Origin of the sequence: Janthinobacterium sp. FW305-128 (assembly GCF_020858135.1) — a bacterium.
Taxonomy (GTDB): domain Bacteria; phylum Pseudomonadota; class Gammaproteobacteria; order Burkholderiales; family Burkholderiaceae_D; genus Janthinobacterium.
The window spans coordinates 241,851-265,664 of the sequence record NZ_JACYMK010000008.1 but is presented as its reverse complement, the minus strand read 5'-3'; the positions used below and the strand labels follow the sequence as shown (position 1 = coordinate 265,664).

Sequence of the window (23,814 nt, the reverse complement as noted above, 5' to 3'; positions counted from 1 at the left end):
TAATTACACTGTAACAAGGTACTGAATGAAATTCACGTTCAGGGGCGTGCGCGGCTCCATCCCCTCCCCCGGCCCGCGCACGGCGCGCTATGGCGGCAACACCACGTGCATCGAAGTGCGCACGGACAACGACAGCCTGATCATTCTCGATGCCGGCAGCGGCATCTTCGCGCTGGCGCAGCAACTGCCGCCGGGCCAGCCCGTCGACGCGCACGTCTTCATCACGCACAGCCACTGGGACCACATCCACGGCTTGCCCATGTTCTCGCCCCTGTTCGTGGCCGGCAACCGCATGCGCCTGCATGGCGCCCTGGACGGCAACAGCGGGCGCGGCATCGAGCACGTGATGGCGGTGCAGCTGCAGGGCAGTTATTTTCCCGTCAGCGAAGCGGCCATGGCGGCCTGCATCGAGTACCGCACCCTGGCGCCCGGCGAAGCCGTCGAAGTGGGCGGCGCGCGCGTGCGCGGCGCGGAAATGAACCATCCGGTGGTCAACCTCGGCTACCGCATCGACTGCGGCGGCGCCTCGCTGTTTTTCAGCGGCGACCATGAACCGTTCTACAACCTGCATCCGCCCGGCCACGCCGAGCATGCGGCCTGCGCGGCGCGCAATGCGCAGCGCCAGGCCGGCATCGATGCGCTGGTGGCCGGCGTCGATGCGCTGATCATGGATTGCTCGTACACGCGCGAAGAATACCCGGGCAAGCAGGGCTGGGGCCACGGCACCTTCGACGCCGCCTTCGACCTGGCCCTGCGCTGCGGCGCGCGGCACCTGTACTGCACCCACCACGAACCGACCCGCAGCGACGAGCAGCTCGAAGCCGTGTTTGCCGACGTGATGGGCCGCTATGCGAGCCGCCTGGCCGGCCTGCAGGTGTTCCTCGCCAGCGAAGGGCTGACGGTGGAACTGGCCGGCGCATAAAAAAAGGAACCTTACGGTTCCTTTTTTATACATGCGCCCAGTTGGCCCAAGGCCCTCTGAAAACCGTAGCGAGCAAGCCCGATATCGGATTGAGTAGCGGAGCTGTACTTTAGTACAGTGAGCAACGGAGATTCGATAGTGGGCTGCGCAGTAGGTTTGCAGAGGTGCCTTACATGATGTGGTGGCCAATCCACCAGGCCACTGCCGCCACGAACGCGGAGGCGGGAATCGTGAAGATCCAGGCCCAGACGATATTGCCCGCCACGCCCCAGCGCACGGCCGACATTTTTTGCGCCGAGCCGACGCCGACGATGGCGCCCGTGATCGTGTGCGTGGTCGACACGGGAATGCCCAGCGCCGTCGAGACGAACAGGGTGATGGCGCCGCCCGTTTCGGCGCAGAAGCCGCCGACGGGTTTCAACTTGGTGATCTTCTGGCCCATGGTCTTGACGATGCGCCAGCCGCCGAACAGGGTGCCGAAGCTGATGGCCGTGTAGCACGAGATGATGACCCACATCGGCGGCATCTGGTCGTTCACGTTCGAGTAGCCGGCCGCGATCAGCAGCATCCAGATGATGCCGATGGTTTTTTGCGCATCGTTGCCGCCGTGGCCCAGGCTATAGGCCGCGGCCGATGCCAGTTGCAAACGGCGGAACCACTTGTCGACCTTGCGCGGCGTCGAACGGACAAAAATCCACGACACGATCAGCATCATGATGGAGCCGAACACGAAGCCCAGCACGGGGGCGATGACGATAAAGGCCACGGTTTTCCACAGGCCGGCCGCGACCAGCGCGCCCGTGCCGGACTTGGCGACGGCGGCGCCCACCAGGCCGCCGATCAGGGCGTGCGAGGACGACGACGGAATGCCGTAGTACCAGGTAAACAAATTCCAGAAGATGGCGCCCATCAGCGCGCCGAAGATCACGTACTGGTCGATCACGGCCGGGTCGATGGTGCCCTTGCCCACCGTGGCGGCCACGGTCAGCTGGTGGAACACGAAGATGGCGACGAAGTTGAACGTGGCGGCCATGGCAACCGCGGTCTGCGGTTTCAATACGCCCGTCGAGACCACCGTGGCAATCGCGTTGGCGGCATCGTGGAAGCCGTTCATGAAGTCAAACAGCAGCGCGAGGACGATCAACAGGCCTAGCACGTAGATGCTGATTTGTATGGTCATTATAGTTTCTTTTCTGATTCTGGTTCAGGACAGGCCCAACGCTTACGCGTTTTCGACGATGATGCCTTCGATAATATTGGACACATCTTCGCAACGGTCGGTCACGGTTTCCAGAATTTCGTAGATCGCTTTCAGCTTGATCAGGTTGCGCACGTCCGGCTCGTCGCGGAACAGCTTGGACATGGCGGCGCGCATCACGTGGTCGGCGTCCGATTCCAGGCGGTCGATTTCTTCGCAGATGGCGACGATCTTGCGCGAGTTGTCCATATTGTGCAGCATGGCGACGGCGTCGCGCACTTTCTCGGTACAGGCCAGCACCAGTTCGGCCAGGCGCTTGGCTTCCGGCGTGACGGCTTTCAGGTCGTACAGCGAAACGGTCTGCGCTGCGTCTTCCAGCAGGTCGAGGATGTCGTCCTGGCGCGTGATCAGCTGATGGATGTCGTCGCGGTCGATCGGCGTGATGAAGGTCTTGTGCAGCATTTCCACGGTGGCGTAGGTGACTTTGTCCGCCTGTTTCTCGATGCTTTCGATCGCATGCACGCGGTTTTCCAGGTCGTCGAAATTGGTCATCAGGCCGAGCATCTCTTTCGCGCCCTTGACGCACAATTCCGCGTGCTGGTTAAACAATTCAAAAAACTTGCCCTCAGTGGGCATCAAGCGTCCAAACATGTCATTCTCCGTTAAGCATTGAGTCGTGTTATTTACTACAGAAAGCCGCCCCGTATGAGGGGGCGGCCAATGGAATATCAGTGCTGCTGAGTCTTAGTCGCCTTGGTAAAGCGCCAGGCCACCACTGTAATTGCCAAATTTGGTGTACTGCCCCATGAAGGTGAGGCGGATGCTGCCGATTGGACCGTTACGTTGTTTGCCGATGATGATTTCGGCCGTCCCCTTGTCCGGCGAGTCGGGGTTATACACCTCGTCGCGGTAAATGAACAGGATCACGTCGGCATCCTGCTCAATAGCGCCCGATTCGCGCAAGTCGGACATCACGGGACGCTTGTTCGGGCGTTGTTCCAGCGAGCGGTTCAACTGTGACAGCGCGATCACGGGGCAACCGAGTTCTTTCGCCAGGCCTTTCAAGCCACGCGAAATCTCGGAAATCTCCGTTGCGCGGTTGTCGCCCGGCGTATTGGCCGACATCAACTGCAAGTAATCGACGATGATCAGGCCCAGCTTGCCGCACTGGCGCGACAAACGGCGCGAACGGGCGCGCAATTCGATGGAATTGAGCGCCGGCGTTTCATCGATGTACAACTGCGCGTCGTTCATCTTCTGGATTGCATTCGTCAGGCGCGGCCAGTCTTCGTCGTTCAGGCGGCCCGTGCGCAGGCGGTGCTGGTCCAGCTGTCCGACGGAGCCGAGCATACGCATGGCCAGCTGGGCGCCGCCCATCTCCATCGAGAACACGGCCACGGGCAAGCCGCTGTCGATGGCCACGTTTTCGCCGATGTTGACGGAAAACGCCGTCTTGCCCATCGACGGACGGCCCGCCACGATCACCAGGTCGCCCGGTTGCAGACCCGAGGTCATGCGGTCGAGGTCGATGAAACCGGTGGGCACGCCCGTGATTTCACTCTGGTTGTCGCGGCTGTACAGTTCGTCGATGCGCTCGACCACTTGCGTCAGCAGGGGCTGGATGGCGGTCCAGCCCTGGGCGCCGCGCGCGCCTTCTTCGGCGATGGCGAAAATCTTCGACTCGGCCTCGTCAAGCATCTGCTTGACTTCCTTGCCTTGCGGGCTGAAGGCCGTGCCGGAGATATCGTCCGCGACGGTAATGAGCTTGCGCAGCACGCCGCGGTCGCGCACGATCTCGGCATAGCGCCGGATGTTCGCGGCCGATGGCGTGTTTTGCGCCATGGCGTTCAGGTAAGCGAGTCCGCCCACGTCATCGGCCTTGCCGAGCTGGGTCAGGGTTTCAAAAACAGTAATGACATCGGCTGGCTTGGAAGCGTTAACCATCTTGACGATTTGCTCGAAGATGATGCGATGGTCATAGCGATAGAAATCCTCCGCATGCATGAAGTCGGCGATGCGGTCATAGGCGGCATTGTCGCGCAGCAGACCACCGATAACGGATTGTTCTGCTTCGATCGAATGCGGCGGAATACGGAGGGAATCCAGTTGCGGATCAGAGGGGGCGTTCATGGCGCGAATTATACCCGCTTCGGCGTGCCGGCAAAAATAAAGGGCTGAAAATGAGCGAAAAAAAGGCCACAAAAAAGCCGGGCGAACCCGGCTTTTCATAGTGCGGCAGCGCTTGCGGGCCAGGCCCGCAGACGATTACGCGTTCGCGTCTGGAACGACAGCGATAACAACTTCCACGACCACGTCGGTGTGCAGAGCAACCGAAACGTTGTGCTCGCCAACGATCTTCAGCGGGCCGGTAGGCATGCGGATTTGTGCTTTTTCAACAGCAAAACCTTGCTTGGTCAGCGCTTCAGCGATGTCGAAGTTGGTGACGGAACCGAACAGACGGCCATCGACGCCAGCTTTTTGAGCAACTTGAACGGTCAGGCCGCTCAGTTTTTCGCCCTGGGCTTGCGATGCGGCCAGTTTGGCGGCAGCAGCTTTTTCCAGTTCGGCGCGCTTGACTTCGAATTCAGCCACAGCGGTTGCCGTAGCACGACGTGCCAGGCGTTGCGGGATCAGGAAGTTACGTGCGTAACCGTCTTTGACTTTGACGACTTCGCCGAGGTTACCGACGTTTACAACTTTTTCTAACAGAATGATTTGCATAGTTCTTCTCCAGGAATATCTGACCGATTAAGCGTGGTGCAGATCGGTGTATGGCAGCAGCGCGAGGAAGCGAGCGCGCTTGATTGCGGTGTCGACTTGGCGCTGGTAGTGCGCTTTGGTACCGGTCAGGCGTGCTGGCATGATCTTGCCGTTTTCCTGGACGAAGTCTTTCAGCGTGTCGACGTCTTTGTAGTCGACTTGCTCAACGTGAGCTGCCGTGAAGCGGCAGAACTTCTTACGTTTGAACAAAGGGTTTTGCTGTTTGCGTTTTTCTTTAAGCTTGAGCTTATTTTTGTCGAACTTTTTACCGAATGCCATGTCAGGCTCCTGTATCTAAAATGCGCTAGTCAGAATTGACTGCACTAAAATCAATGATGTGAAACACCAAACTCTTGCTGTTGCGGCTCTTCCTGGCCAGGAAACCCGTGAACTGATACACCCCGCCCAAGCTTGCCTGGCTGAACCGGCCTGAAATTTCGCCAGCGGCTAGCGCGGCAACATCAAACTCGGTCAAACGGGCAATCCCTGCTTCCATCTGCTGCGAACTGTGTTGCAATACTGCATTCACAATCGGCAGCCCTGCCGGGGTATAGCGCAATATTTCGCGCTCGGCAATGATGGCGGTGACTTGTAGCTGGTTCAGCGCACGATCCTGGTCAAGAATTAAGCTGCTGCTGCGGCTGGAGCGGCTGCTGGTGCTTCGGTGCGGTGGCTTTTGGCCGCGTCTTCGCGTTGTACCGATTTCATCATCGGCGAAGGAGCTGTTTCAGCTTTCTTCATTTTAACGGTCAGGTGACGCAACACGGCATCATTGAATTTGAATGCTGTTTCCAACTCGACCAGGGTCTCGTTGTCGCATTCGATGTTCAGGCAGATGTAGTGTGCTTTAGGCAGCTTTTGGATCGAGTAAGCCATTTGACGGCGGCCCCAATCTTCCACGCGGTGAACCGAACCGCCGCGGGTGGTTACGCTGGCTTTGTAGCGTTCGATCATCGCGGGCACTTGCTCGCTTTGGTCCGGATGGACGATAAAGACTATTTCATAATGACGCATGCAAACTCCTTCAGGTCGGATTGATAATCGCCCACCCCGGCGTCAAGACGGGTGTGGGAAGGTCAGCCGAAGATTATAACCGCCTTTTGCAAACGTTTCAATCATTGCTTGCGCCAGTGCCCGAAAAGCCCGCGGACCACCGTGCTTTTCGACCGGGAACAAGTATTTCTTGCGAAATTCGCCGAAAACACGGAAATCCCCTTGCATAGTGGGCGATACTGTACAAAAATACAGACTGTTCATATAGACAGCATTTTAGTATGCACCCACCGCTCATGATCAAGCTGACAGCACGACAAGAACAAATCCTGAACCTGATCAAGGACGCGATTGAAAACACGGGCTTTCCTCCCACCCGTGCCGAAATTGCCAATGAACTGGGTTTCAAATCGGCCAATGCGGCCGAGGAGCATTTGCAGGCCCTGGCCCGCAAGGGCGCGATCGAGATTTCGCCCGGCACCTCGCGCGGCATCCGCCTGATCGGCGCGGCAGCTGAAGCGCCGCCATCGAAAGTGCCGGCGGCGCTGCTGATGTCGCTGCCCCTGATCGGCAGGGTGGCCGCCGGTTCGCCCATCCTTGCCCAGGAAAACCTGGAAGCGAGCTACAACGTGGACCCCGCCCTGTTTTCGGCCAAGCCCGACTTCCTGCTGAAGGTGCGCGGCTGGTCCATGCGCGACGCCGGCATCATGGATGGCGATTTACTGGCCGTCAAAAAGGTCGACAGCGCCAAGAATGGCCAGATCGTCGTGGCCCGCATCGGCGACGAAGTCACGGTCAAGCGCTACAAGAAGACGGGTTCCGTCATCGAACTGCTGCCGGAAAACCCCGACTTCAAGGTCATCACCGTGTCGCCGGAAGATGAATTTGCCCTGGAAGGCCTGGCCGTCGGACTCATGCGCAGCTGGCATTAAGTTGCCTGCCGGGGTCAGACCCGCCGGGTTTGACCCCAGTTTTTAGTTGCGGCCCCTTCTCATGCCTGACACCTAAGTTCTGACACCTAAGTTTCCGTCATCGAACTGCTGCCGAAAGATGAATTCGCCCTGGAAGGCCTGGCTGTGGGACTGATGCGCAACTGGCATTAAACGACTGCACGAACAAAGGGCCGCAACAGCATGACTGTTGCGGCCCTTTTCATTTGTCCGACGACTTATACATCGAGTGCTTGGCGGAAATCCTCAAGCAGATCCACCTCATCCTCGATACCGACGGAGACGCGGATCAGCGATTCGGCGATGCCCATGCTGGCGCGGCGCTCGGCGCCCATCTCATAGAAGATCGTGTGGGCGACGGGAATGACGAGGGTGCGCGTGTCGCCCAGGTTGCTCGCGGGAATAGCCAGATTCAAACGATTGAGGAAATCGAAGCAATCGATGCCATCCTTCAATTCAAAGCTGAACAGCGAACCATAGCTGCGGAACAGGTCGCTCGCCAAGGCGTGCTGCGGGTGCGACGGCAAGCCCGGGTAGTGCACGGCCGCCACTCTCGGATCGGCGGCCAGCATGGTGGCCAGCGCCAGGGCGTTCGAGCAGGTGCGGTCCATGCGCAAGGCCATGGTTTCCGCGCCGACGGCGATATGGTGCGCCGCTTCCGGCCCCAGGGACGCGCCGAAGTCGCGCAAGGCCTTGGCGCGGATTTGCGCGATGCCCCACTGCGCGGGCGCCGCCTTCTTGTAGTTCTCGAAAATATTCGGATACTGCGTCCAGTCGAACACGCCCGTGTCCGTCAAGCTGCCGCCCAGCGCATTGCCGTGGCCGCCGATGGATTTCGTCAAGGCATTGACCACGAGGCCCGCGCCCACGGCTTTCGGGCGGAACAAATACGGCGTCGTCATCGTGTTGTCGACGATGTACAAGATGCCCTTTTCGCGGCACAGGTCACCGATTTTTTTCAGGTCGGCGATCTGCGTGCGCGGATTGGCGATGGTTTCCACGAACACGATGCGCGTGGCAGGCGTGATGGCGGCCGCCACGTTGGCCACCTCGGTGGCGTCGACGAAGGACACGGCGATGCCCTGCCCCGTCACCGTTTGCCACAGGCTGTTGGTATTGCCGAACAAAAAGGCCGACGAGACGACATGGTCGCCCGCGCGCAGCAGCGACTGCACCACGGCGCCGATGGCGCCCATGCCGGTGGCGAAGCACAAGGTCGCGACGCCGTCTTCCATCTTGTTGACCTTGTCTTCCAGCGCGGACACGGTGGGGTTGCCCTGGCGGCCATAGCGGAAACCGGGTTCCTTGCCCTGGAATACGGAAGCGAGCTGGCGCGCATCGGCATAACCAAACGCGACGGAAGTGTGCACGGGCTTGTGCAGCGAACCATGCTCGATGCCCTTGCGGCGGTCGTTATGCAGGATGGTGGTGGTAAAGCCGTAGTTTTTTTTATCGTTCATGATCGCGGAGCAAAAAAAGCCCGGCGCTAGCCGGGCAAGATAATTACGCTTCTGTCGTTGCCAGGTTCAGGTTCAGCTGGGAACGCGGCGTATCTTCGGGCGCTGCCGCCTTCGGATGGTGGCGCGCATATTCCAGACGGTCCAGGTATTCCTGCGACACGTCGCCCGTCACGTAGACGCCGTCGAAGCACGAGGCCTCGAAGTTGGTCAGGGCCGGGTTGACGTCGGCGATCGCCTGCTTGAGCGCGCCGATATCCTGATAGACCAGGTAGTCGGCCGTGATTTCGCGGCACACTTCTTCCGTCGTGCGGCCATAGGCGATCAGCTCGTCGCGCGTCGGCATGTCGATACCGTACACGTTCGGATAGATGACCGGCGGCGCGGCCGAGGCGAAGATGACTTTCGTCGCGCCCGCTTCACGCGCCATCTGCACGATTTCACGGCTGGTGGTGCCGCGCACGATGGAATCGTCGACGAGCAAGACCACTTTATCCTTGAATTCGGACGGGATCGCGTTGAGCTTCTGGCGCACGGATTTCTTGCGCGCCGCCTGGCCCGGCATGATAAAAGTGCGGCCGATGTAGCGGTTCTTGATGAAGCCTTCGCGGTATTCGATGTTCAGCGCCATGGCCAGCTGGATGGCGGCCGGACGCGAGGAATCGGGAATCGGCATGACCACGTCGATATGCACGCCTGGCAATTCGGCGCGGATCTTCTCGGCCAGGTATTCGCCCATTTTCAGGCGCGTGGCGTACACGGAGGCGCCGTCGATGACGGAGTCGGGACGGGCCAGGTAGACGAATTCGAACACGCAGGGGTTCAGGCTGGCATTGTCGGCGCACTGGGCGCTGTGCAATTTCTTGTCGGCATCGATGAAGACGGCTTCGCCGGGGCCGATGTCGCGCACGAAGCGGAAGCCCATGCCTTCCAGGGCCACGGATTCGGAAGCGATCAGGTATTCGGGACCCTGCTCCGTTTCATTGATGCCAAGGCACAGCGGGCGGATACCGTGCGGGTCGCGGAAGGCCAGCAAGCCCACGCCGGCGATTTGCGCGACGGCGGCATAGCCGCCCTTGACGCGACGGTTCAGCACGGTCACGGCCTTGAAGATGGCTTCCGGGTCCAGGTTCAGGCCCGTCGTCGCTTCCTGGATTTCATGCGCCAGCACGTTGAGCAGCACTTCCGAATCGGAATCGGTATTGATGTGGCGGCGGTCGTTCTTGAACATTTCCAGCTTCAACTGTTCCCAGTTGGTCAGGTTGCCATTGTGCGCCAGGGTGATGCCGAACGGCGCATTCACATAGAACGGCTGTGCCTCCTCTTCGCTCGACGAACCGGCCGTCGGGTAGCGGCAATGGCCGATGCCCGTCGTGCCTTGCAGCGAACGCATGTTGCGCGTGCGGAAGACGTCTCGCACGAGGCCGTTGGCCTTGTGCATGGAAAACATACTGCTGTGATTGGTCGCAATCCCTGCCGCGTCCTGACCGCGATGTTGCAGGAGCAACAATGCATCATAGAGCAATTGATTGACAGGTTGATGGGAAACGACGCCGACGATGCCACACATGGTGTGCTCCTAAACTGTGCTACTGATTTTAAAAAAATTCAAAATTTCACATGCTGCGCGTAAGCGGCAGGCAGATAAGGCTTGATGGCGCGCGCGCCCTGTTCCGCGAGCGGGCTGAGCAGCGCGTTTTTCCAGAATGGCTGCTGCGGTATGGAAGTCATGCCACACAAGATGACGGCGGTCAGCACGATCACAAGGCCCCGCGCCACGCCGAACAGGCTGCCCAGGGTGCGGTCGGCCAGACTCAGGCCTGTCACCTTGACGAGCGCGTCAACCGTCATGGACAGCAATCCCATCAAAATGCGCACGCCGATGAACAGCACCACGAAAGCCAGCAATAAACGGATCGCTTCGCCTGGCACGGCTTCCGGCAGAAATTTCGCCAGGGTGGCGCCATAGGCATTGGCAATGACGAACGCCACGATCCAGCTGACCAGGGACAGTATTTCCTTGACCAGGCCGCGCATCATGCTGATCAGCACGGAAGTCACCAGCACGAACAGCACCAGGTAATCGAAGATCGTCACGCGCATTCAGCCTTGCAACATCACGCCGGCACCAGCGAGCCGCCCAGGCCCAGCTTTTGCAACTTGGCGCGCGTCTTTTCCGCGTCTTCGCGGCTGCCGAACGGTCCCACGCGCACGCGGATGCGCTCGCCCGCCGGACTGGAGACTTTCTGCGTGTACGACTTGATGCCCGCTTCGCGCAGCTTGTCCTGCAATTCATCGACCTTGTCCTGCGTCGCCAGCGCCGCCACCTGCACCACGAACTTGCCGCTGCCGGCGTCGTGGGCCTTGTCTTGCGCTTTTTCTTGCGGCTTGTCTTGCGGCTTGCCTTCCAGGATGGCCAGCGCGCGCGCGGCATCGTCGGCCGATTGCGCCGGCTTGGCAGGCTTGGCCTCAGGCTTGGCTTCGGGCTTTACTTCATGCTTCGGTTCAGGCTTGGGCTCGTGTTTCGGCTCCGGCTTGGCTTCATGCTTCGGCTCGGGCTTCGGTTCCGGCTTCGGCTCCACCTTGACAGGCTTCGGTTCGGGCTTGGGTTCGGGTTTCGGCTCCACATAGGCCGGCTTGACCGGTACAGGCTGGGCGGCGGCCAGCACGGGGGCCGGCGTGGGCTTGGCCGCAGGCGGCAGCGGCGCGTCGACGATTTCCTCGGACTGGTCCAGGCCATTCGATGCGGCCTGGACCGGCACGGCCGGCACAGGCGCCGGTGCAGGCGCCGCCTTTTCCTTCGACGGAATGTCGATGGCGATATCGTTGAACGGTGCTTTCGGCTCCGAATCGAGCAGCATCGGCAAGCCGACGGCGACGCCCAGGGCCAGGGCGACGGCCCCGACCAGGCGGCGGCGTGCGCGCTTTTTTTCAGGCAAGACCGGATCCGGTGCTTCCTTGCCGCCACGGCGCGATCCGCCGCCACCCGAGGTGTTGGCGGCGCGCTTGCGGGTCGGCGACTGTGCTTCGCCAGGGACATAAAAGCCGCTGTCTTCGCCAGAGGATTCTTGCTTGTTTTTAAACAGTTTCGAGAACAAGCCCATGCGTGATTTTCAGTCGAGTGCGTTTCAGTGAAGTGAGGATTTTCGGGCCTTCATCACGCCTGCAACGGTGAGGAAAGAACCAAAGACCACAATTCTATCATTCTCACCGGCCCGGCTCATTGCATTTGCAAAAGCTTGTGCCGGATCATCGAAAATAGACACAGTATGTTCGCTGCTGTCGGGCTTATCATCGAGCATGATCTGCACCTTGGCGGCCAGCTCGGAAGCCGTGGCCGCGCGCGGCGAAGGCAGGCCCGTCAGGCACCAGTGGTCGACGTGCTCGCTCATCGCGGCCAGCACGCCATCGATATCCTTGTCGTGCATGGAACCGAATACGGCATAGGTGTACGGGTGGAAACCCATATTACCGAGGTTCTGGTTCAGCGCCGACGCAGCGTGGGGGTTGTGCGCCACGTCGAGGATCACGCTGGGGCGACCAGGCAAGACCTGGAAGCGGCCCGGCAGTTCCACCGTCACGAGGCCAGTGCGCACTTCCTGCGCGCCCACGGGCAGTTTCAGCTTCAGCACTTCCAGCGCGGCCAGCACGGCCGTCGCATTGAGGATCTGGTTGGCGCCGCGCAAGCTCGGGTAGGCCAGCGAATTGCGGCGCTGCTCGCGCCCGCCGTAGTTCCACTGCTGCTTGTCGCCCGAATAGTTGAAATCGCGGCCCATCAGCCACAGGTCGGCGCCGATGGCCTCGGCATGGTCGATCAACGATTGCGGCGGCACGGGATCGCTGCAGATGGCCGCCTTGCCCGGACGGAAGATGCCCGCCTTTTCAAAGCCGATCGCTTCGCGCGTGTCGCCCAGGTAATCCGTGTGGTCGATATCGACGCTGGTGACGATGGCCACGTCCGCGTCGATCACGTTGACGGCATCCAGGCGCCCGCCCAGGCCCACTTCCAGGATGGCCACGTCCAGCTTGGCTTGCGACAGCAGATGCAAAATCGCCAAGGTGGTGAATTCGAAATAGGTGAGCGGCGTATCGCCGCGCACGGCTTCGACGGCCTGGAAGCTGGCGACGAGCTGCTCGTCGCTGGCCATCTCGCCCAGCACGCGCGCGCGCTCGTTAAAATCGAGGAAATGCGGCTTGATGTACAAGCCCACTTTGTAGCCGGCACGCAACAACACGGATTCCAGCATGGCGCAGGTGGAGCCCTTGCCATTCGTGCCCGCCACCATGATCACGGGGCAAGTAAAAGCGAGCTGCATGCGCGCCTTGACGGCTTGCACGCGGTCCAGGCCCATGTTGATCTGGGTTTCCGAATGGCGGGTTTCCAGCATGGCGAGCCAGTCCGGCAATGACGTAGGGAGGTTTTGCATGGGAGACTTCTTGAAGGATGCGATGCGCAAGGCGCAGAAGAGATATAACGAGGCAGGACGATGCAGGTCGGGTTAGGCCAAAGGCCGTAACCCGACGCCAGCGGTAAATTAAGCCAGCACTTCAACAGCCTGGTTTTGCAACAAGGCCAGCAGACGGGCGATTTCTTCGCGCATCTTGCGGCGGTCGACGATCATGTCGACGGCGCCCTTGGTGACGAGGAACTCGGCGCGCTGGAAGCCTTCCGGCAGTTTTTCGCGCACGGTGTTTTCAATCACGCGCGGGCCGGCAAAGCCGATCAGCGCTTTCGGTTCGGCAATGACCACGTCGCCCATGAAAGCGAACGAGGCGGACACGCCGCCCATGGTCGGGTCGGTCAGCACGCTGATGAATGGCAATTTCTTTTCCGACAGCTTGGTCAGCATGGCCGTGGTTTTCGCCATCTGCATCAGCGACAGCAAGCCTTCCTGCATGCGCGCGCCACCGGTGGCGGTGATGCAAATGAACGGCACTTTCTGTTCCAGCGCGATCTGCGCGCCGCGCACGAAGCGCTCGCCCACGACCGAGCCCATGGAGCCGCCCATGAATTCGAATTCGAAGCACGCCACGACTACTGGCAGGCTCATGATGGCGCCGCCCATGACGACCATCGCATCCGTCTCGCCCGTCGCTTCCATGGCGGACTTCAGGCGGTCCGGGTATTTCTTGCTGTCTTTGAACTTCAGGGTATCGACGGGCAGGATTTCCTGGCCGATTTCATAGCGGCCGCCCGCGTCGAGCAGGCTGTCGAGGCGTTCACGCGCACGGATGCGCATGTGGTGGTCGCATTTCGGGCACACGTGCAAATTCGATTCCAGGTCCGTACGGTACAGCACGGCTTCGCACGACGGGCACTTGACCCACAGGCCTTCCGGCATGGTCTTGCGCGCGGCCGCATCAGAACGCTGGATGCGCGGTGGCAGCAGTTTTTCCAACCAACTCATATTTTCTCCTTGGGCCCTTGTAGGGGTAGCGTCGGTGGACGCCCCCGGCAGACGGTCAACGGTGACGCCCCGCGGGGCGCCACCAAAAATTTTATCTATTGCACAATAACAGGCAAATCAGTGGCCGAAGTGTAGCCGTTTATCGCCGGGCTGTCGAACTTTGCCGCCAACGCATCTTGCGTAAACGGCAAGCTTGCTCAGGCGTCCAGTGCGGCGCGGATGCCTGCCGTAAAGCTGCGCACGGCGTCGACGGCGCCCCCTTCCGGGGCATTTTCAATCTCCTGGATGATGCGGCTGCCGATCACGACGGCGTCGGCCACCTTGGCCACGGCCTTGGCCGTGGCGCCATCGCGGATGCCGAAGCCCACGCCGATGGGTAATTTTACATGCTGGCGGATGGCCGCGAGGCGTTCCGCCACCTGTTCCGTATCAATGTTGCCGGCACCCGTGACGCCCTTGAGCGACACGTAATAGCTGAAACCGCCGCCAACCTTGGCCACTTGCGCGATGCGCTCTTCGGTCGAAGTGGGCGCCAGCAGGAAAATCAGGTCGAGGCCCGCTGCGCGCATGGCGGCGCCGAACTCCTCGCACTCTTCCGGCGGATAGTCGACGACGATGGCGCCATCGGCGCCGGCTGCTTGCGCTGCTGCAATGAAGGCGGCGCTGCCGATGCGCTCGATGGGATTGGCGTACCCCATCAGCACCACGGGCGTCGTCTGGTTCGTTTCACGGAACTGGCGCACGTAGCCGAACACGTCGTGGATGCCGACATTGAATTTCAAGGCCCGTTCGCAGGCGCGCTGGATGACGGGGCCTTCGGCCATGGGGTCGGAAAACGGCACGCCCAGCTCCAGGATGTCGGCGCCGCCCTCGACGAGCGCGTGCATCAGCGGCACGGTGGCGTCAGGGCCAGGGTCGCCGGCGGTGATGAAGGTGACCAGGGCGGTCTTGTTGTTGGATTTTAATTGGGCGAAGGTAGTGGCGATACGGGACATGGTGAGCTTTCGTGGTGATGGATAGAGGAAGTAATTTCAACCCAGGAGCAAAGACCGGGGTCGGACCCTGAGGGTCCGACCCCAGCCGTTATTGGGGTCTCAGGAGAAATTGAGTCCCATGCGTTCCGCCACGGTATGCATGTCCTTGTCGCCACGGCCCGACAGGTTGGCCAGCACGATCTGGTCTTTCGGCAAGGTGGCCGCCAGCTTGGCCGCGTAGGCCAGCGCGTGCGACGACTCCAGGGCCGGGATGATGCCTTCGATATGGCAACAGTCGTGGAAAGCCTGCAGCGCCTCGTCGTCCGTGATCGACACGTATTGCGCGCGGCCCGAATCTTTCAGCCACGCGTGTTCCGGCCCCACGCCCGGATAGTCGAGGCCGGCCGAGACGGAATGCGTCTCGATGATCTGGCCGTTGTCATCCTGCAGCAGATAGGTACGGTTGCCATGCAACACGCCCGGGAAGCCGGCCGTCAGCGAAGCCGAATGCTTGCCTGTGTCCAATCCCTCACCAGCCGCTTCCACGCCGATCAGTTTTACATCCTTCTGGTCGATATACGGGTAAAAGATGCCCATGGCATTCGAGCCGCCGCCGATGCAGGCGACCACATAGTCGGGCTGGCGGCCCGTCATTTCCGGCATCTGCACCAGACATTCCTCGCCGATCACGGACTGGAAGTCGCGCACCATCATCGGGTAAGGATGGGGGCCGGCCACGGTACCGATGATATAAAAGGTATTCTCGATGTTGGTGACCCAATCGCGCATGGCTTCGTTCAGCGCATCCTTGAGTGTCTTCGAACCCGATTCGACGGGCACAACGGTCGCGCCCAGCAATTTCATGCGGTACACGTTCTGCGCCTGGCGCTTGACGTCTTCGCTGCCCATGTAGACCACGCATTCGAGGCCGAAGCGCGCGCAGATGGTGGCCGTGGCCACACCATGCTGGCCCGCGCCCGTCTCGGCGATGATGCGCGGCTTGCCCATGCGCTTGGCCAGCAGGGCCTGGCCGATCACGTTGTTGATCTTGTGCGCGCCCGTGTGGTTCAAGTCTTCGCGCTTGAAATAGATTTGCGCGCCCCCCGCCATCTCGGACCAGCGCTTGGCGTGGTAGATGGGCGAGGGACGGCCGACGAAGTGTTTCAGCTCGTAGCGGAATTCTTCGAGGAATTCCGGGTCCGCGCTGTAGCGCGCATAGGCGTCTTTCAGTTCGGCCAGTGCATGCGTGAGCGTTTCGGCAACGAAGGAGCCGCCGTACGGGCCGAAGTGGCCGCGCAGGTCGGGAAACGGGTAATCGGTGGCGTGGAACAATGCGGCGGCTGCGCCGGGCGAGTTGGTGTGGTCATTCATGGTGGTTTCCTCTGGCAATGATGGCATCGGCATCCCCCACCGCGGCGATGAACGCGCGGACTCGGGATGCGTCCTTGATGCCCTTGGACGCTTCGACACCACTGCTGATGTCGACGGCGTAAGGGCGCACGCGCACCACTGCGTCAGTCGCGTTTTGTACGCTCAAGCCACCACTTAAAACGACCCGAGGCGCGAGTTCTTCTGGAATGAGGGACCAATCGAATACCTTTCCTGCACCGCCGTAGGCATCCACATAGGTATCGAGCAAGAGGCTCGAGAACAAGGGGCTGGCGGCGCGATAGCGCTGTTCGTATTCTAGCAAATCTTCAAAGCGGGTGTCGGGTTTGACGCGGAACACTTGCGTAAACGGCGTATTCACGGCACCGGCGAGCGCCGCGCTGTGCTCAGGCGTCTCGTCGCCATGAAATTGCAGCAGAGATAAAGGCGCCACGGCCCTGGTGGCCCGCACCTCGTCCACGGTGGCATTGACGAACAGGCCCACCGTCGTCACGTAGGGGGGCATGGCCGCGATCAGGTCCGCTGCCTGCCCGGGCGTCACGTAACGGGGGCTTTTCGGATAAAACACGAAACCGATGGCGTCGGCGCCCGCCGCCACGACAGCCTGGATGTCTTCGACGCGGGTCAGGCCGCAGATCTTGATGCGTGTGCGTGGCATGTTAATCCTTTATTGATGCAGATCAAAACCAGGGCAAGGCGCTGCTGCTGTCTTGCGGCAAGGCCCATTTCGGATCGTAATCGATCTGTGCCAGGTACAGGCCGTCCGGCATGAAGGTGGGCGCCGCCGCGTGGCGGTCCTTACTTTCCAGCAAATGCCCGAGCCACTCGGGCTTTTCGCGCCCCGTGCCGATGTAGACGAGCGAACCGACCAGGTTGCGCACCATGTGGTGCAGGAAGGCATTGGCCGTAATCGTAAAAATGACGCAATCGCCGCGCCGCTCGATGCGGATGTCGTGCATCAGCTTGACGGGCGACTTGGCCTGGCATTGCGCGGCGCGGAACGCCGTGAAATCGTGCCAGCCCAGCAGCGGTTGCACGGCCTGGCGCATCAGTTCCACGTCCAGCGGGCGGAAAAAGAAACCGGCGCGCCCCTCCACCAGCGGCGAACGGGTAGCGTTGTTGTACAACACATAATGATAGGTGCGCGCGCGGGCGCTGAAACGGGCGTGAAAAAAGTCATTGACCGTCGGATCGCCGTCGAGTTCCTTGGCCCAGCGCACGGCGATCGATTTGGGCAGGAAGGCGTTGACGCCGCGCACCCACGAGTGCACGTCACGATTCAGTTCCGTATCGAAATGAACGACTTGCTCAAGCGCATGCACGCCCGTATCCGTGCGGCCGGCGCAAGTGGTGGCCAGGCGCACGCGGGCAAACTGTTCCAGCGCGTTTTCCAGCTGGTCCTGCACCGTCTGCCCGTCTTCCTGTTTCTGGTATCCATGCCAGGCCGTGCCGTCGTACTGCAGGCCGAGGACGATACGCTTCAATGGCGTTGCTGTCGTAATATTTTGCATCGAAGCATTATACCGGCGCAAAGGCGGCCCCGCCTCCCGACGACACCAGCGCCTGAGACGGCGTTCAGGGCCAGGCGCATGGTCGAAGACAGTACGAATAGTACGGCGAGGCCGTGCAACGCAGCCATGGACGTCGTATCTGGTGCTGGAAAGCGAACGAGACGGCGTTCAGGGCCAGGCGCATAGTCGAAGACAGTACGAATAGTACGGCGAGACCGTGCAACGCAGCCATGGACGTCGTATCTGGTGCTGGAAAGCGAACGAGACGGCGTTCAGGGCCAGGCGCGCGGTCGAAGACAGTACGAATAGTACGGCGAGACCGTGCAACGCAGCCATGGACGTCGTATCAGGTGCTTAGCTCAGCAAAGCTCTCATGGTATTCGCCTTGGCGACCTGCTCTTCGCTGCCGCCCTTGATGACCTCATCGATCAGCTCGCGCGCGCCTTCCTTGTCGCCGATTTCCTGGTATGCGATCGCCAGGTCCAGCTTGGTATCCATTTCCATGTGGATGGCCGACAACGGGTCGTCCACGCCCACGCTGGCCGTCTTGCCATCGTTGAGGTCCAGGTCGATGCCGGACAGGTCGAATTCCTGTGCGGGCGGTATCGCTTCCGGCAAGCTCGCCGGCGCTTGCGCATCGTCGAACAGGCTGTCGAGGGAAGGCTCGGCCGCCGCGACGGGCGCGGCAGCCGGCGCCACGGGTTCGTCGAGGTCGAAGTGGGCCAGGTCGACATCCTTCAACGGATCAGGCAATGGCGTCAAACCGGCGCCCACGCCATTGACGGGGCCGGCAGGCGGCTCCAGGTCCAGGCCGAAATCCATGCTGGCGTCATACTGCGCATCGTGCGCGGCAGGGACCGGCTTGCTGTCCGGCCCAGGCATGACGATCGGCTCGCTGGTGGAAACAGGTTCGAAATCGAGGCTGTCGAGGTCAAAGTCGAGGGGGGCGCGCGCATCGCGGGCCGTCACGGAGGAGACCGGCTCGGCCGGCGCCAGGTCGGCCAGCGGCGCGGGCGGCTCGTCGGGCAAGTCCATGCTCTGGCCATGCACGTCGTCGCCGGCTGCCTTGCTCAGGCTGACCACGGCGTCGTCTTCCGTATCGCCATACAGGGGATTGGTGGGATCGAGCGCCAGTCCCAGCGCGGCCGCCTGCGGCCACTCCTCGCCCTGGCCACGCGTCAGACTGTAGAGCTCGCTGGCCTGGTCTTCAAACGCGCGCACGTCGTTGCGGGCCGAATAGATTTCCAGCAGCTTCAGGCGGGCCGCATGGCGTTCCGGGTGGATGCGCAAGGCTTCCTTGAGGATGTCTTCCGCCTGACCATCGCGGCCGTAAGCGATATACACGTCCGCTTCGGCGACGGGGTCCGTTTCATTCGCATCGAGCATGCTGGCGCCCGCCGCGGCGGCCACGCCGGCAGCGGCCGCGCCCGTACCGAACAGGTGATTGCTCGCTTCGGACTGCTGGTCTTCCGGCGCCAGGCCGGACGGCGGCGTCACGGGCGCTTCCGGTTCCGGCTCGACCACGGGGGCGATATCGCCCTGGGCTGGCTGCGGCGTCTCCTTGCGGCGCCGCGCGACCACCAGTGCGGCCACGGCCGCCAGCAGCGCGGCGATGCCGATGCCGATGGCGCCCAGGTGGTCATTGATCTTGTCGGTAATCGTCGGCTCCAGCGGCGATGGTTTTTTCACCAGCGGCACCGGTTTGACCTTCGGTGCGGCAGGCTGAGGTGCGGGCGGCTGCGCCTCGGCCGGCGCGCTGGCGGGTGCGCTGGCAGCGGCCTCGGCCGGTTTGGCGGGTGCGGGGGCGCTCTTGTCGGCCATGGCCTTGCTCTTGACCGCCATCAACTTTTCCAGGTCGCTGACGTTCTTTTCCAGCTCCTTGACGCGTGCAGCGGCTTCATCGACCTGTTTCGCCTTGGCGATCTTGTCTTCCTCGCTGGCGACGGCGCTCTTGCCGGCCGACTTGGCCGCCGGCTCCGCCTTCGACAGTTTCAGCTTGTCTTGCGACTCGCTCACGGCCGTCGGCTTTTCCTGCACCTTGGTCGCACCGATCTTGCCGGCCGTGCTTTGCGTCGCTTGCGCGGCCTTGGCCGGCTTGCTTTGCGACACCTGACCTGCCAGCTTGTTGCGGTAGGCCTCGAAATCGATGGCGTGCGCCGTCACGATGCCCTTCGCTTCAGCCGCACCGGTAGCGCGCACGGCGTCCGCGCCAGGCACGGCCAGGATGCGCCCGGCCTGCATGCGGTTCATGTTCTCGCCCTTGAAGGCGTCGGGATTGGCGCGGTACAGGGCGACGAGCATCATGTCGAGCGACACGCCCGAAGGCTTCAGTTCGCTGGCGATGCGGCTCAGGGTGTCGCCCGTCTTGACCTTGTATTCCCCGGCCGGCTTTTTCGCCGCAGCTGGCGCAGCATCGGCCGCCGCCTTGCCTTTGCCCGGTTCGGCCGGCGCCGTCACTTGCGCGCCGCGCGTCTGGCGCGCTTCCGGCGTGTCGAGCACGAACGCATATTCGCGCACCTGGCGACCGCTCTTGCCGCTCAGTTCCAGCAAGAGATCCACCATGGGCTCGGCCACCGGTTGCGCCGAGCTGATGCGGATGAAGGGCTTGCCATTGCGGTTTTCCACGGCAAACGTCAAGGCGTTCAATGCGGGATTGAATTCCACGTTGGCCTGGCGATAGGCCTCCGGCGGCGCCAGCTTGGCCAGCAGGCTGGCTGCCTCGCCTGGCTTGATGGCCAATAATTCGACCTCGGCGCGCAGCGGCTGGCCGGCGGCGGACAGCACCGTGATCTTGCCCAGCTCGGCTGCGGATGCCGCCGGTGACAATAACACCGCACAGGCGACAGCGCTGCTGAGTGTTTTAATGGCAAGGGAGGCGACCCGGGGACGAGTGTGTACAGGCATAGTTGGCGGCATCTTAGTTGACATGGGAAAACAGTTACTTTTCCAGAGGTATCAACATATCATCATGCCCAGAGCTATGCAAGCTCCGCATGGTTGAGCCTTGACGGGCTCAGGACGAAAAAAAAGCCGGGAAAACAGCCCCGGCTTGATCCGCATCAGCAATTAATTGCTGATTTATTGCTGTTACGCATCCAGCAGAATACGCAGCATGCGGCGCAGCGGCTCGGCCGCGCCCCACAGCAACTGGTCGCCCACGGTGAATGCGGACAGGTATTCGCCGCCCATGCTCATCTTGCGCACGCGGCCGACGGGAATCGTCAGGCTGCCCGTGACGGCTGCCGGCGACAGGTCGCGCACGGACGCTTCGCGCGTGTTCGGCACGAATTTCACCCATTGATTGTTGCTGGCGATGATGTCGTTGATTTCATCGAGCGGCACGTCTTTCTTCAGCTTGATGGTCAGCGCCTGCGAATGGCAGCGCATGGCGCCGATGCGCACGCACAGGCCGTCAACGGGAATTTCCTTGGTGCCGAAATCGATGCCGCGGCCGAGGATCTTGTTCGTTTCCGCGCCCGCCTTCCACTCTTCTTTCGACTGGCCGTTGCCCAGGTCCTTGTCGATCCACGGGATCAGGTTGCCGGCCAGCGGCGCGCCGAACTGCTTGATTTCATCCGGGGAATAGCCGTGCTGGGTGGCCAGCACCTGGCGGTCGATTTCCAGGATGGCGGACGCCGGGTTTTCCAGCAGCGCCTTGACGGAGCTGTTGATGGTGCCAAATTGCGTCAGCAGTTCGCGCATGTGCTGCGCGCCGCCGCCCGAGGCCGCCTGGTACGTCATCGACGTCATCCAGTCGATCAGGTCGTGCTGGAACAGGCCGCCCAGGCCCATCATCATGCACGACACGGTGCAATTGCCGCCGATGTAGTTCTTGACGCCCTTGCCCAGCGCATCCTTGATGACGTGCAGGTTGACGGGGTCGAGCACGATGACGGCGTCTTTTTCCATGCGCAAGGTCGAGGCCGCATCGATCCAATAACCGTTCCAGCCCGCTGCGCGCAGCTGCGGGAACACAAAGCTCGTGTAGTCGCCGCCCTGGCAGGAAATGATGATGTCGCACTTGGACAGTTCGGCGATGTTGTTGGCATCCTTGAGGATGGTTTCATTCTTCGCCATGGCCGGCGCCGCGCCGCCCGTGTTCGAGGTGGTGAAAAACACCGGTTCAATGTGGGCGAAATCGCCCTCTTCCTGCATGCGCTGCATCAGGACCGAACCGACCATACCGCGCCAACCTACCAAGCCAACTAATTTCATTACCATTCCTCAAGATGAGACGGCGACTGCCATCATTGAAATATTTTATCCTAATGCACGCACTACGGCATCACCCATGGCCTCGGTACCGACCAAAGTCGTGCCCGCTTCGTGGATGTCGGCCGTGCGCAGCCCCTGCGCCAGCACCTGCTTGACGGCGCCTTCGATGCGGTTTGCCTGCTCTTCGCGGTTCAGCGAATAGCGCAGCATCATGGCGGCCGACAGGATCGTCGCCAGCGGATTGGCGATGCCCTTGCCCGCGATATCGGGCGCCGAACCATGCGACGGCTCGTACAAGCCCTTGTTGTTGGCATCGAGCGAAGCGGACGGCAACATGCCGATCGAGCCCGTCAGCATGGCGGCCGCGTCCGACAAGATATCGCCGAACATGTTGCCAGTCACCATGACATCGAATTTCTTCGGCGCCCGCACCAGCTGCATGGCCGCGTTATCGACATACATATGTTCGAGCGCCACGTCCGGGTATTCCTTGTGCACATCGGTGACGATATCTTTCCAGAACTGGAAGGTTTCCAGCACGTTCGCCTTGTCCACGCTGGTGAGGCGCTTGTCGCGCTTTTGCGCGGCCTGAAATGCCACGTGGGCGATGCGGCGGATTTCGCCTTCCGCATAGCGCATGGTGTCGAAGCCTTCCCGCTGGCCCTTGAACGGACCGTCCGGGCACTCGCGCACGCCGCGGGGCTGGCCGAAATAAATATCGCCCGTCAATTCGCGGATGATCAGGATATCCAAGCCCGACACCACTTCCGGCTTCAGGGTCGAGGCGCCCGCCAGTTCCGGATACAAAATGGCCGGACGCAGGTTGGCGAACAGGCCCAGGTTCTTGCGCAAGCCCAGAATCGCCTGTTCCGGGCGGAACTGGCGCTCGAGGTTGTCGTATTGGTAGTCGCCCACGGCGCCGAACAGCACGGCATCGGCCGCTTTCGCCAGGGCCAGCGTGCCTTCCGGCAAAGGGTGGCCATGGGCCGCGTAGCCGGCGCCGCCCACGGGCGCCGTTTCCAGCTCAAACGATTCGCCCAGCACATTCAAGACCTTGACGGCTTGCGCGACGATTTCAGGACCGATGCCGTCGCCGGGTAAGATTGCAATTTTCATATTTTAATCGTTTAAATGACGTTGGCCAGCCAGGGCTGAGCAGAAAGATGGCGTTCTTCGAAGGCGCGGATGTCGTCGGCGTGGCGCAGGGTCAGGCCGATATCGTCGAGCCCATTCATCAGGCAATATTTGCGGAAGGCATCGATCTCGAACGGGTACGAGACGGAACCGTTGCTGGTGCGCACGCATTGCTGCTCCAGGTCCACCACCAGCTTGAAGCCGGGGAAAGCCTTGACTTCATTGAACAGGTGCTCGACCTGGCTTTCCGACAGCACGATGGGCAGCAAGCCGTTCTTGTAGCAGTTGTTGAAGAAGATGTCGGCAAACGAGGGCGCGATGATGGCGCGGAAGCCATATTGATCGAGCGCCCACGGCGCGTGTTCGCGCGAGGAGCCGCAGCCGAAGTTCTTGCGCGTGAGTAAGATCGAGGCGCCCTGGTAGCGCGGCTCGTTGAGCACGAACTCGGGGTTCAGCGGGCGGCGGCTGTTGTCCTGGCCCGGTTCGCCATGGTCGAGATAGCGCCATTCGTCGAACAGGTTGGGGCCGAAGCCGCTGCGGTGGATCGATTTCAGAAATTGCTTCGGAATAATCGCGTCGGTGTCGACGTTGGCGCGGTCCAGCGGGGCGACCAGGCCTTCGTAAATCGTAAATTTATCCATGCTGTTTCTACTCGGTAAGACGCGCGGCGCGGGGCGCCGCCACGTCACGGTTTATTTTCCGCCGGCGCCAGTGACGACCTGGCCGACTTTCTGCACATCGCGGCCGATGCCCGAGACGGTGTTGCAGCCGGACAAGATGACGGTGGCGATAAGGAGGGCGAAGAGTTTTTTCATGATGATTTCAGTCTATGTGCTAATGGTTGCAAATCCCGTTAGTGTAAACCACCGGCAAATGCTGGGGTCAGACCCAACGGGTCTGACC

General features: G+C 61.4%; 24 protein-coding genes. 2 read left to right on the top strand and 22 right to left on the bottom strand.

Annotation, left to right across the window (positions count from 1 at the left end; genetic code table 11):
- Positions 1 to 25: 25 nt before the first annotated feature.
- The gene (locus IGS60_RS18290; RefSeq protein ID WP_070290539.1) at positions 26 to 922 is read left to right on the top strand and encodes an MBL fold metallo-hydrolase; all 897 of its coding nucleotides are present in this window, start codon (positions 26 to 28) and stop codon (positions 920 to 922) included.
- A gap of 169 nt (positions 923 to 1,091) precedes the next feature.
- Here the strand turns inward: IGS60_RS18290 and IGS60_RS18285 are convergent, their stop codons facing one another.
- The 7 genes from IGS60_RS18285 to rpsF form a co-directional block, all read right to left on the bottom strand.
- A complete protein-coding gene (locus IGS60_RS18285) occupies positions 1,092 to 2,105 on the bottom strand; it encodes an inorganic phosphate transporter (RefSeq protein ID WP_070221141.1) in 1,014 nt (337 codons plus the stop codon).
- A 39-nt stretch (positions 2,106 to 2,144) separates the two neighbouring features.
- Positions 2,145 to 2,771, bottom strand: a complete 627-nt coding sequence (locus IGS60_RS18280) for a DUF47 domain-containing protein (RefSeq protein ID WP_010400015.1) — start codon at positions 2,769 to 2,771, stop codon at positions 2,145 to 2,147.
- Positions 2,772 to 2,864: 93 nt separating this feature from the next.
- A complete protein-coding gene (locus IGS60_RS18275; RefSeq protein WP_034750488.1) occupies positions 2,865 to 4,250 on the bottom strand; it encodes a replicative DNA helicase in 1,386 nt (461 codons plus the stop codon).
- Between the two features lie 135 nt (positions 4,251 to 4,385).
- Positions 4,386 to 4,841 (bottom strand): 50S ribosomal protein L9, encoded by a 456-nt coding sequence (gene rplI / locus IGS60_RS18270; RefSeq protein ID WP_034783456.1) that lies wholly within the window; start codon positions 4,839 to 4,841, stop codon positions 4,386 to 4,388.
- A 27-nt stretch (positions 4,842 to 4,868) separates the two neighbouring features.
- Positions 4,869 to 5,159, bottom strand: a complete 291-nt coding sequence (gene rpsR, locus IGS60_RS18265; protein WP_010400024.1) for a 30S ribosomal protein S18 — start codon at positions 5,157 to 5,159, stop codon at positions 4,869 to 4,871.
- Between the two features lie 25 nt (positions 5,160 to 5,184).
- Complete coding sequence (priB, locus tag IGS60_RS18260; RefSeq protein WP_034783455.1) at positions 5,185 to 5,484, bottom strand: primosomal replication protein N; 300 nt, start codon at positions 5,482 to 5,484, stop codon at positions 5,185 to 5,187.
- Between the two features lie 20 nt (positions 5,485 to 5,504).
- Positions 5,505 to 5,894, bottom strand: a complete 390-nt coding sequence (gene rpsF / locus IGS60_RS18255) for a 30S ribosomal protein S6 (RefSeq protein WP_034750499.1) — start codon at positions 5,892 to 5,894, stop codon at positions 5,505 to 5,507.
- Positions 5,895 to 6,169: 275 nt separating this feature from the next.
- Here rpsF and lexA point away from each other — a divergent pair, with 275 nt between their 5' ends.
- The gene (lexA, locus tag IGS60_RS18250; RefSeq protein WP_034750502.1) at positions 6,170 to 6,805 is read left to right on the top strand and encodes a transcriptional repressor LexA; all 636 of its coding nucleotides are present in this window, start codon (positions 6,170 to 6,172) and stop codon (positions 6,803 to 6,805) included.
- A gap of 236 nt (positions 6,806 to 7,041) precedes the next feature.
- Here lexA and IGS60_RS18245 read toward each other — a convergent pair whose 3' ends face one another.
- The 15 genes from IGS60_RS18245 to IGS60_RS18175 form a co-directional block, all read right to left on the bottom strand.
- Positions 7,042 to 8,283, bottom strand: a complete 1,242-nt coding sequence (locus IGS60_RS18245) for a cystathionine gamma-synthase family protein (RefSeq protein WP_230505756.1) — start codon at positions 8,281 to 8,283, stop codon at positions 7,042 to 7,044.
- A gap of 43 nt (positions 8,284 to 8,326) precedes the next feature.
- Positions 8,327 to 9,850 carry an amidophosphoribosyltransferase gene (gene purF, locus IGS60_RS18240; protein WP_034750508.1) on the bottom strand — a complete coding sequence of 508 codons (1,524 nt, stop codon included), beginning with the start codon at positions 9,848 to 9,850 and terminating at the stop codon, positions 8,327 to 8,329.
- Positions 9,851 to 9,888: 38 nt separating this feature from the next.
- Positions 9,889 to 10,377: a CvpA family protein gene (locus IGS60_RS18235; RefSeq protein WP_070221159.1), complete on the bottom strand. Its 489-nt coding sequence runs from the start codon at positions 10,375 to 10,377 to the stop codon at positions 9,889 to 9,891.
- 20 nt (positions 10,378 to 10,397) lie between these two features.
- Positions 10,398 to 11,384: an SPOR domain-containing protein gene (locus IGS60_RS18230; protein ID WP_070221138.1), complete on the bottom strand. Its 987-nt coding sequence runs from the start codon at positions 11,382 to 11,384 to the stop codon at positions 10,398 to 10,400.
- 24 nt (positions 11,385 to 11,408) lie between these two features.
- Positions 11,409 to 12,707, bottom strand: coding sequence for a bifunctional tetrahydrofolate synthase/dihydrofolate synthase (folC, locus tag IGS60_RS18225; RefSeq protein WP_230505755.1), 1,299 nt, complete (start codon positions 12,705 to 12,707; stop codon positions 11,409 to 11,411).
- A 108-nt stretch (positions 12,708 to 12,815) separates the two neighbouring features.
- Positions 12,816 to 13,688 carry an acetyl-CoA carboxylase, carboxyltransferase subunit beta gene (gene accD, locus IGS60_RS18220; protein ID WP_010400390.1) on the bottom strand — a complete coding sequence of 291 codons (873 nt, stop codon included), beginning with the start codon at positions 13,686 to 13,688 and terminating at the stop codon, positions 12,816 to 12,818.
- 197 nt (positions 13,689 to 13,885) lie between these two features.
- Positions 13,886 to 14,683 carry a tryptophan synthase subunit alpha gene (trpA, locus tag IGS60_RS18215; RefSeq protein WP_070311155.1) on the bottom strand — a complete coding sequence of 266 codons (798 nt, stop codon included), beginning with the start codon at positions 14,681 to 14,683 and terminating at the stop codon, positions 13,886 to 13,888.
- Positions 14,684 to 14,782: 99 nt separating this feature from the next.
- On the bottom strand, positions 14,783 to 16,033 hold the full coding sequence (gene trpB, locus IGS60_RS18210) for a tryptophan synthase subunit beta (protein ID WP_230505754.1): 1,251 nt from the start codon (positions 16,031 to 16,033) through the stop codon (positions 14,783 to 14,785).
- A complete protein-coding gene (locus IGS60_RS18205; RefSeq protein WP_230505753.1) occupies positions 16,026 to 16,709 on the bottom strand; it encodes a phosphoribosylanthranilate isomerase in 684 nt (227 codons plus the stop codon). Before IGS60_RS18205 ends, trpB begins: the two co-directional genes overlap by 8 nt.
- A gap of 22 nt (positions 16,710 to 16,731) precedes the next feature.
- Positions 16,732 to 17,535 (bottom strand): tRNA pseudouridine(38-40) synthase TruA, encoded by an 804-nt coding sequence (truA, locus tag IGS60_RS18200; RefSeq protein ID WP_230505752.1) that lies wholly within the window; start codon positions 17,533 to 17,535, stop codon positions 16,732 to 16,734.
- Positions 17,536 to 17,916: 381 nt separating this feature from the next.
- Positions 17,917 to 20,394 carry a FimV/HubP family polar landmark protein gene (locus IGS60_RS18195; RefSeq protein WP_368858620.1) on the bottom strand — a complete coding sequence of 826 codons (2,478 nt, stop codon included), beginning with the start codon at positions 20,392 to 20,394 and terminating at the stop codon, positions 17,917 to 17,919.
- Positions 20,395 to 20,649: 255 nt separating this feature from the next.
- On the bottom strand, positions 20,650 to 21,777 hold the full coding sequence (asd, locus tag IGS60_RS18190; protein ID WP_230505750.1) for an aspartate-semialdehyde dehydrogenase: 1,128 nt from the start codon (positions 21,775 to 21,777) through the stop codon (positions 20,650 to 20,652).
- A gap of 45 nt (positions 21,778 to 21,822) precedes the next feature.
- Positions 21,823 to 22,893 (bottom strand): 3-isopropylmalate dehydrogenase, encoded by a 1,071-nt coding sequence (gene leuB, locus IGS60_RS18185; RefSeq protein WP_230505749.1) that lies wholly within the window; start codon positions 22,891 to 22,893, stop codon positions 21,823 to 21,825.
- A gap of 11 nt (positions 22,894 to 22,904) precedes the next feature.
- Positions 22,905 to 23,552: a 3-isopropylmalate dehydratase small subunit gene (gene leuD, locus IGS60_RS18180; protein WP_034783435.1), complete on the bottom strand. Its 648-nt coding sequence runs from the start codon at positions 23,550 to 23,552 to the stop codon at positions 22,905 to 22,907.
- A 51-nt stretch (positions 23,553 to 23,603) separates the two neighbouring features.
- Entirely contained in the window at positions 23,604 to 23,726 is a 123-nt protein-coding gene (locus IGS60_RS18175; protein WP_010400408.1) for an entericidin A/B family lipoprotein, read from the bottom strand.
- Positions 23,727 to 23,814: the final 88 nt, after the last annotated feature.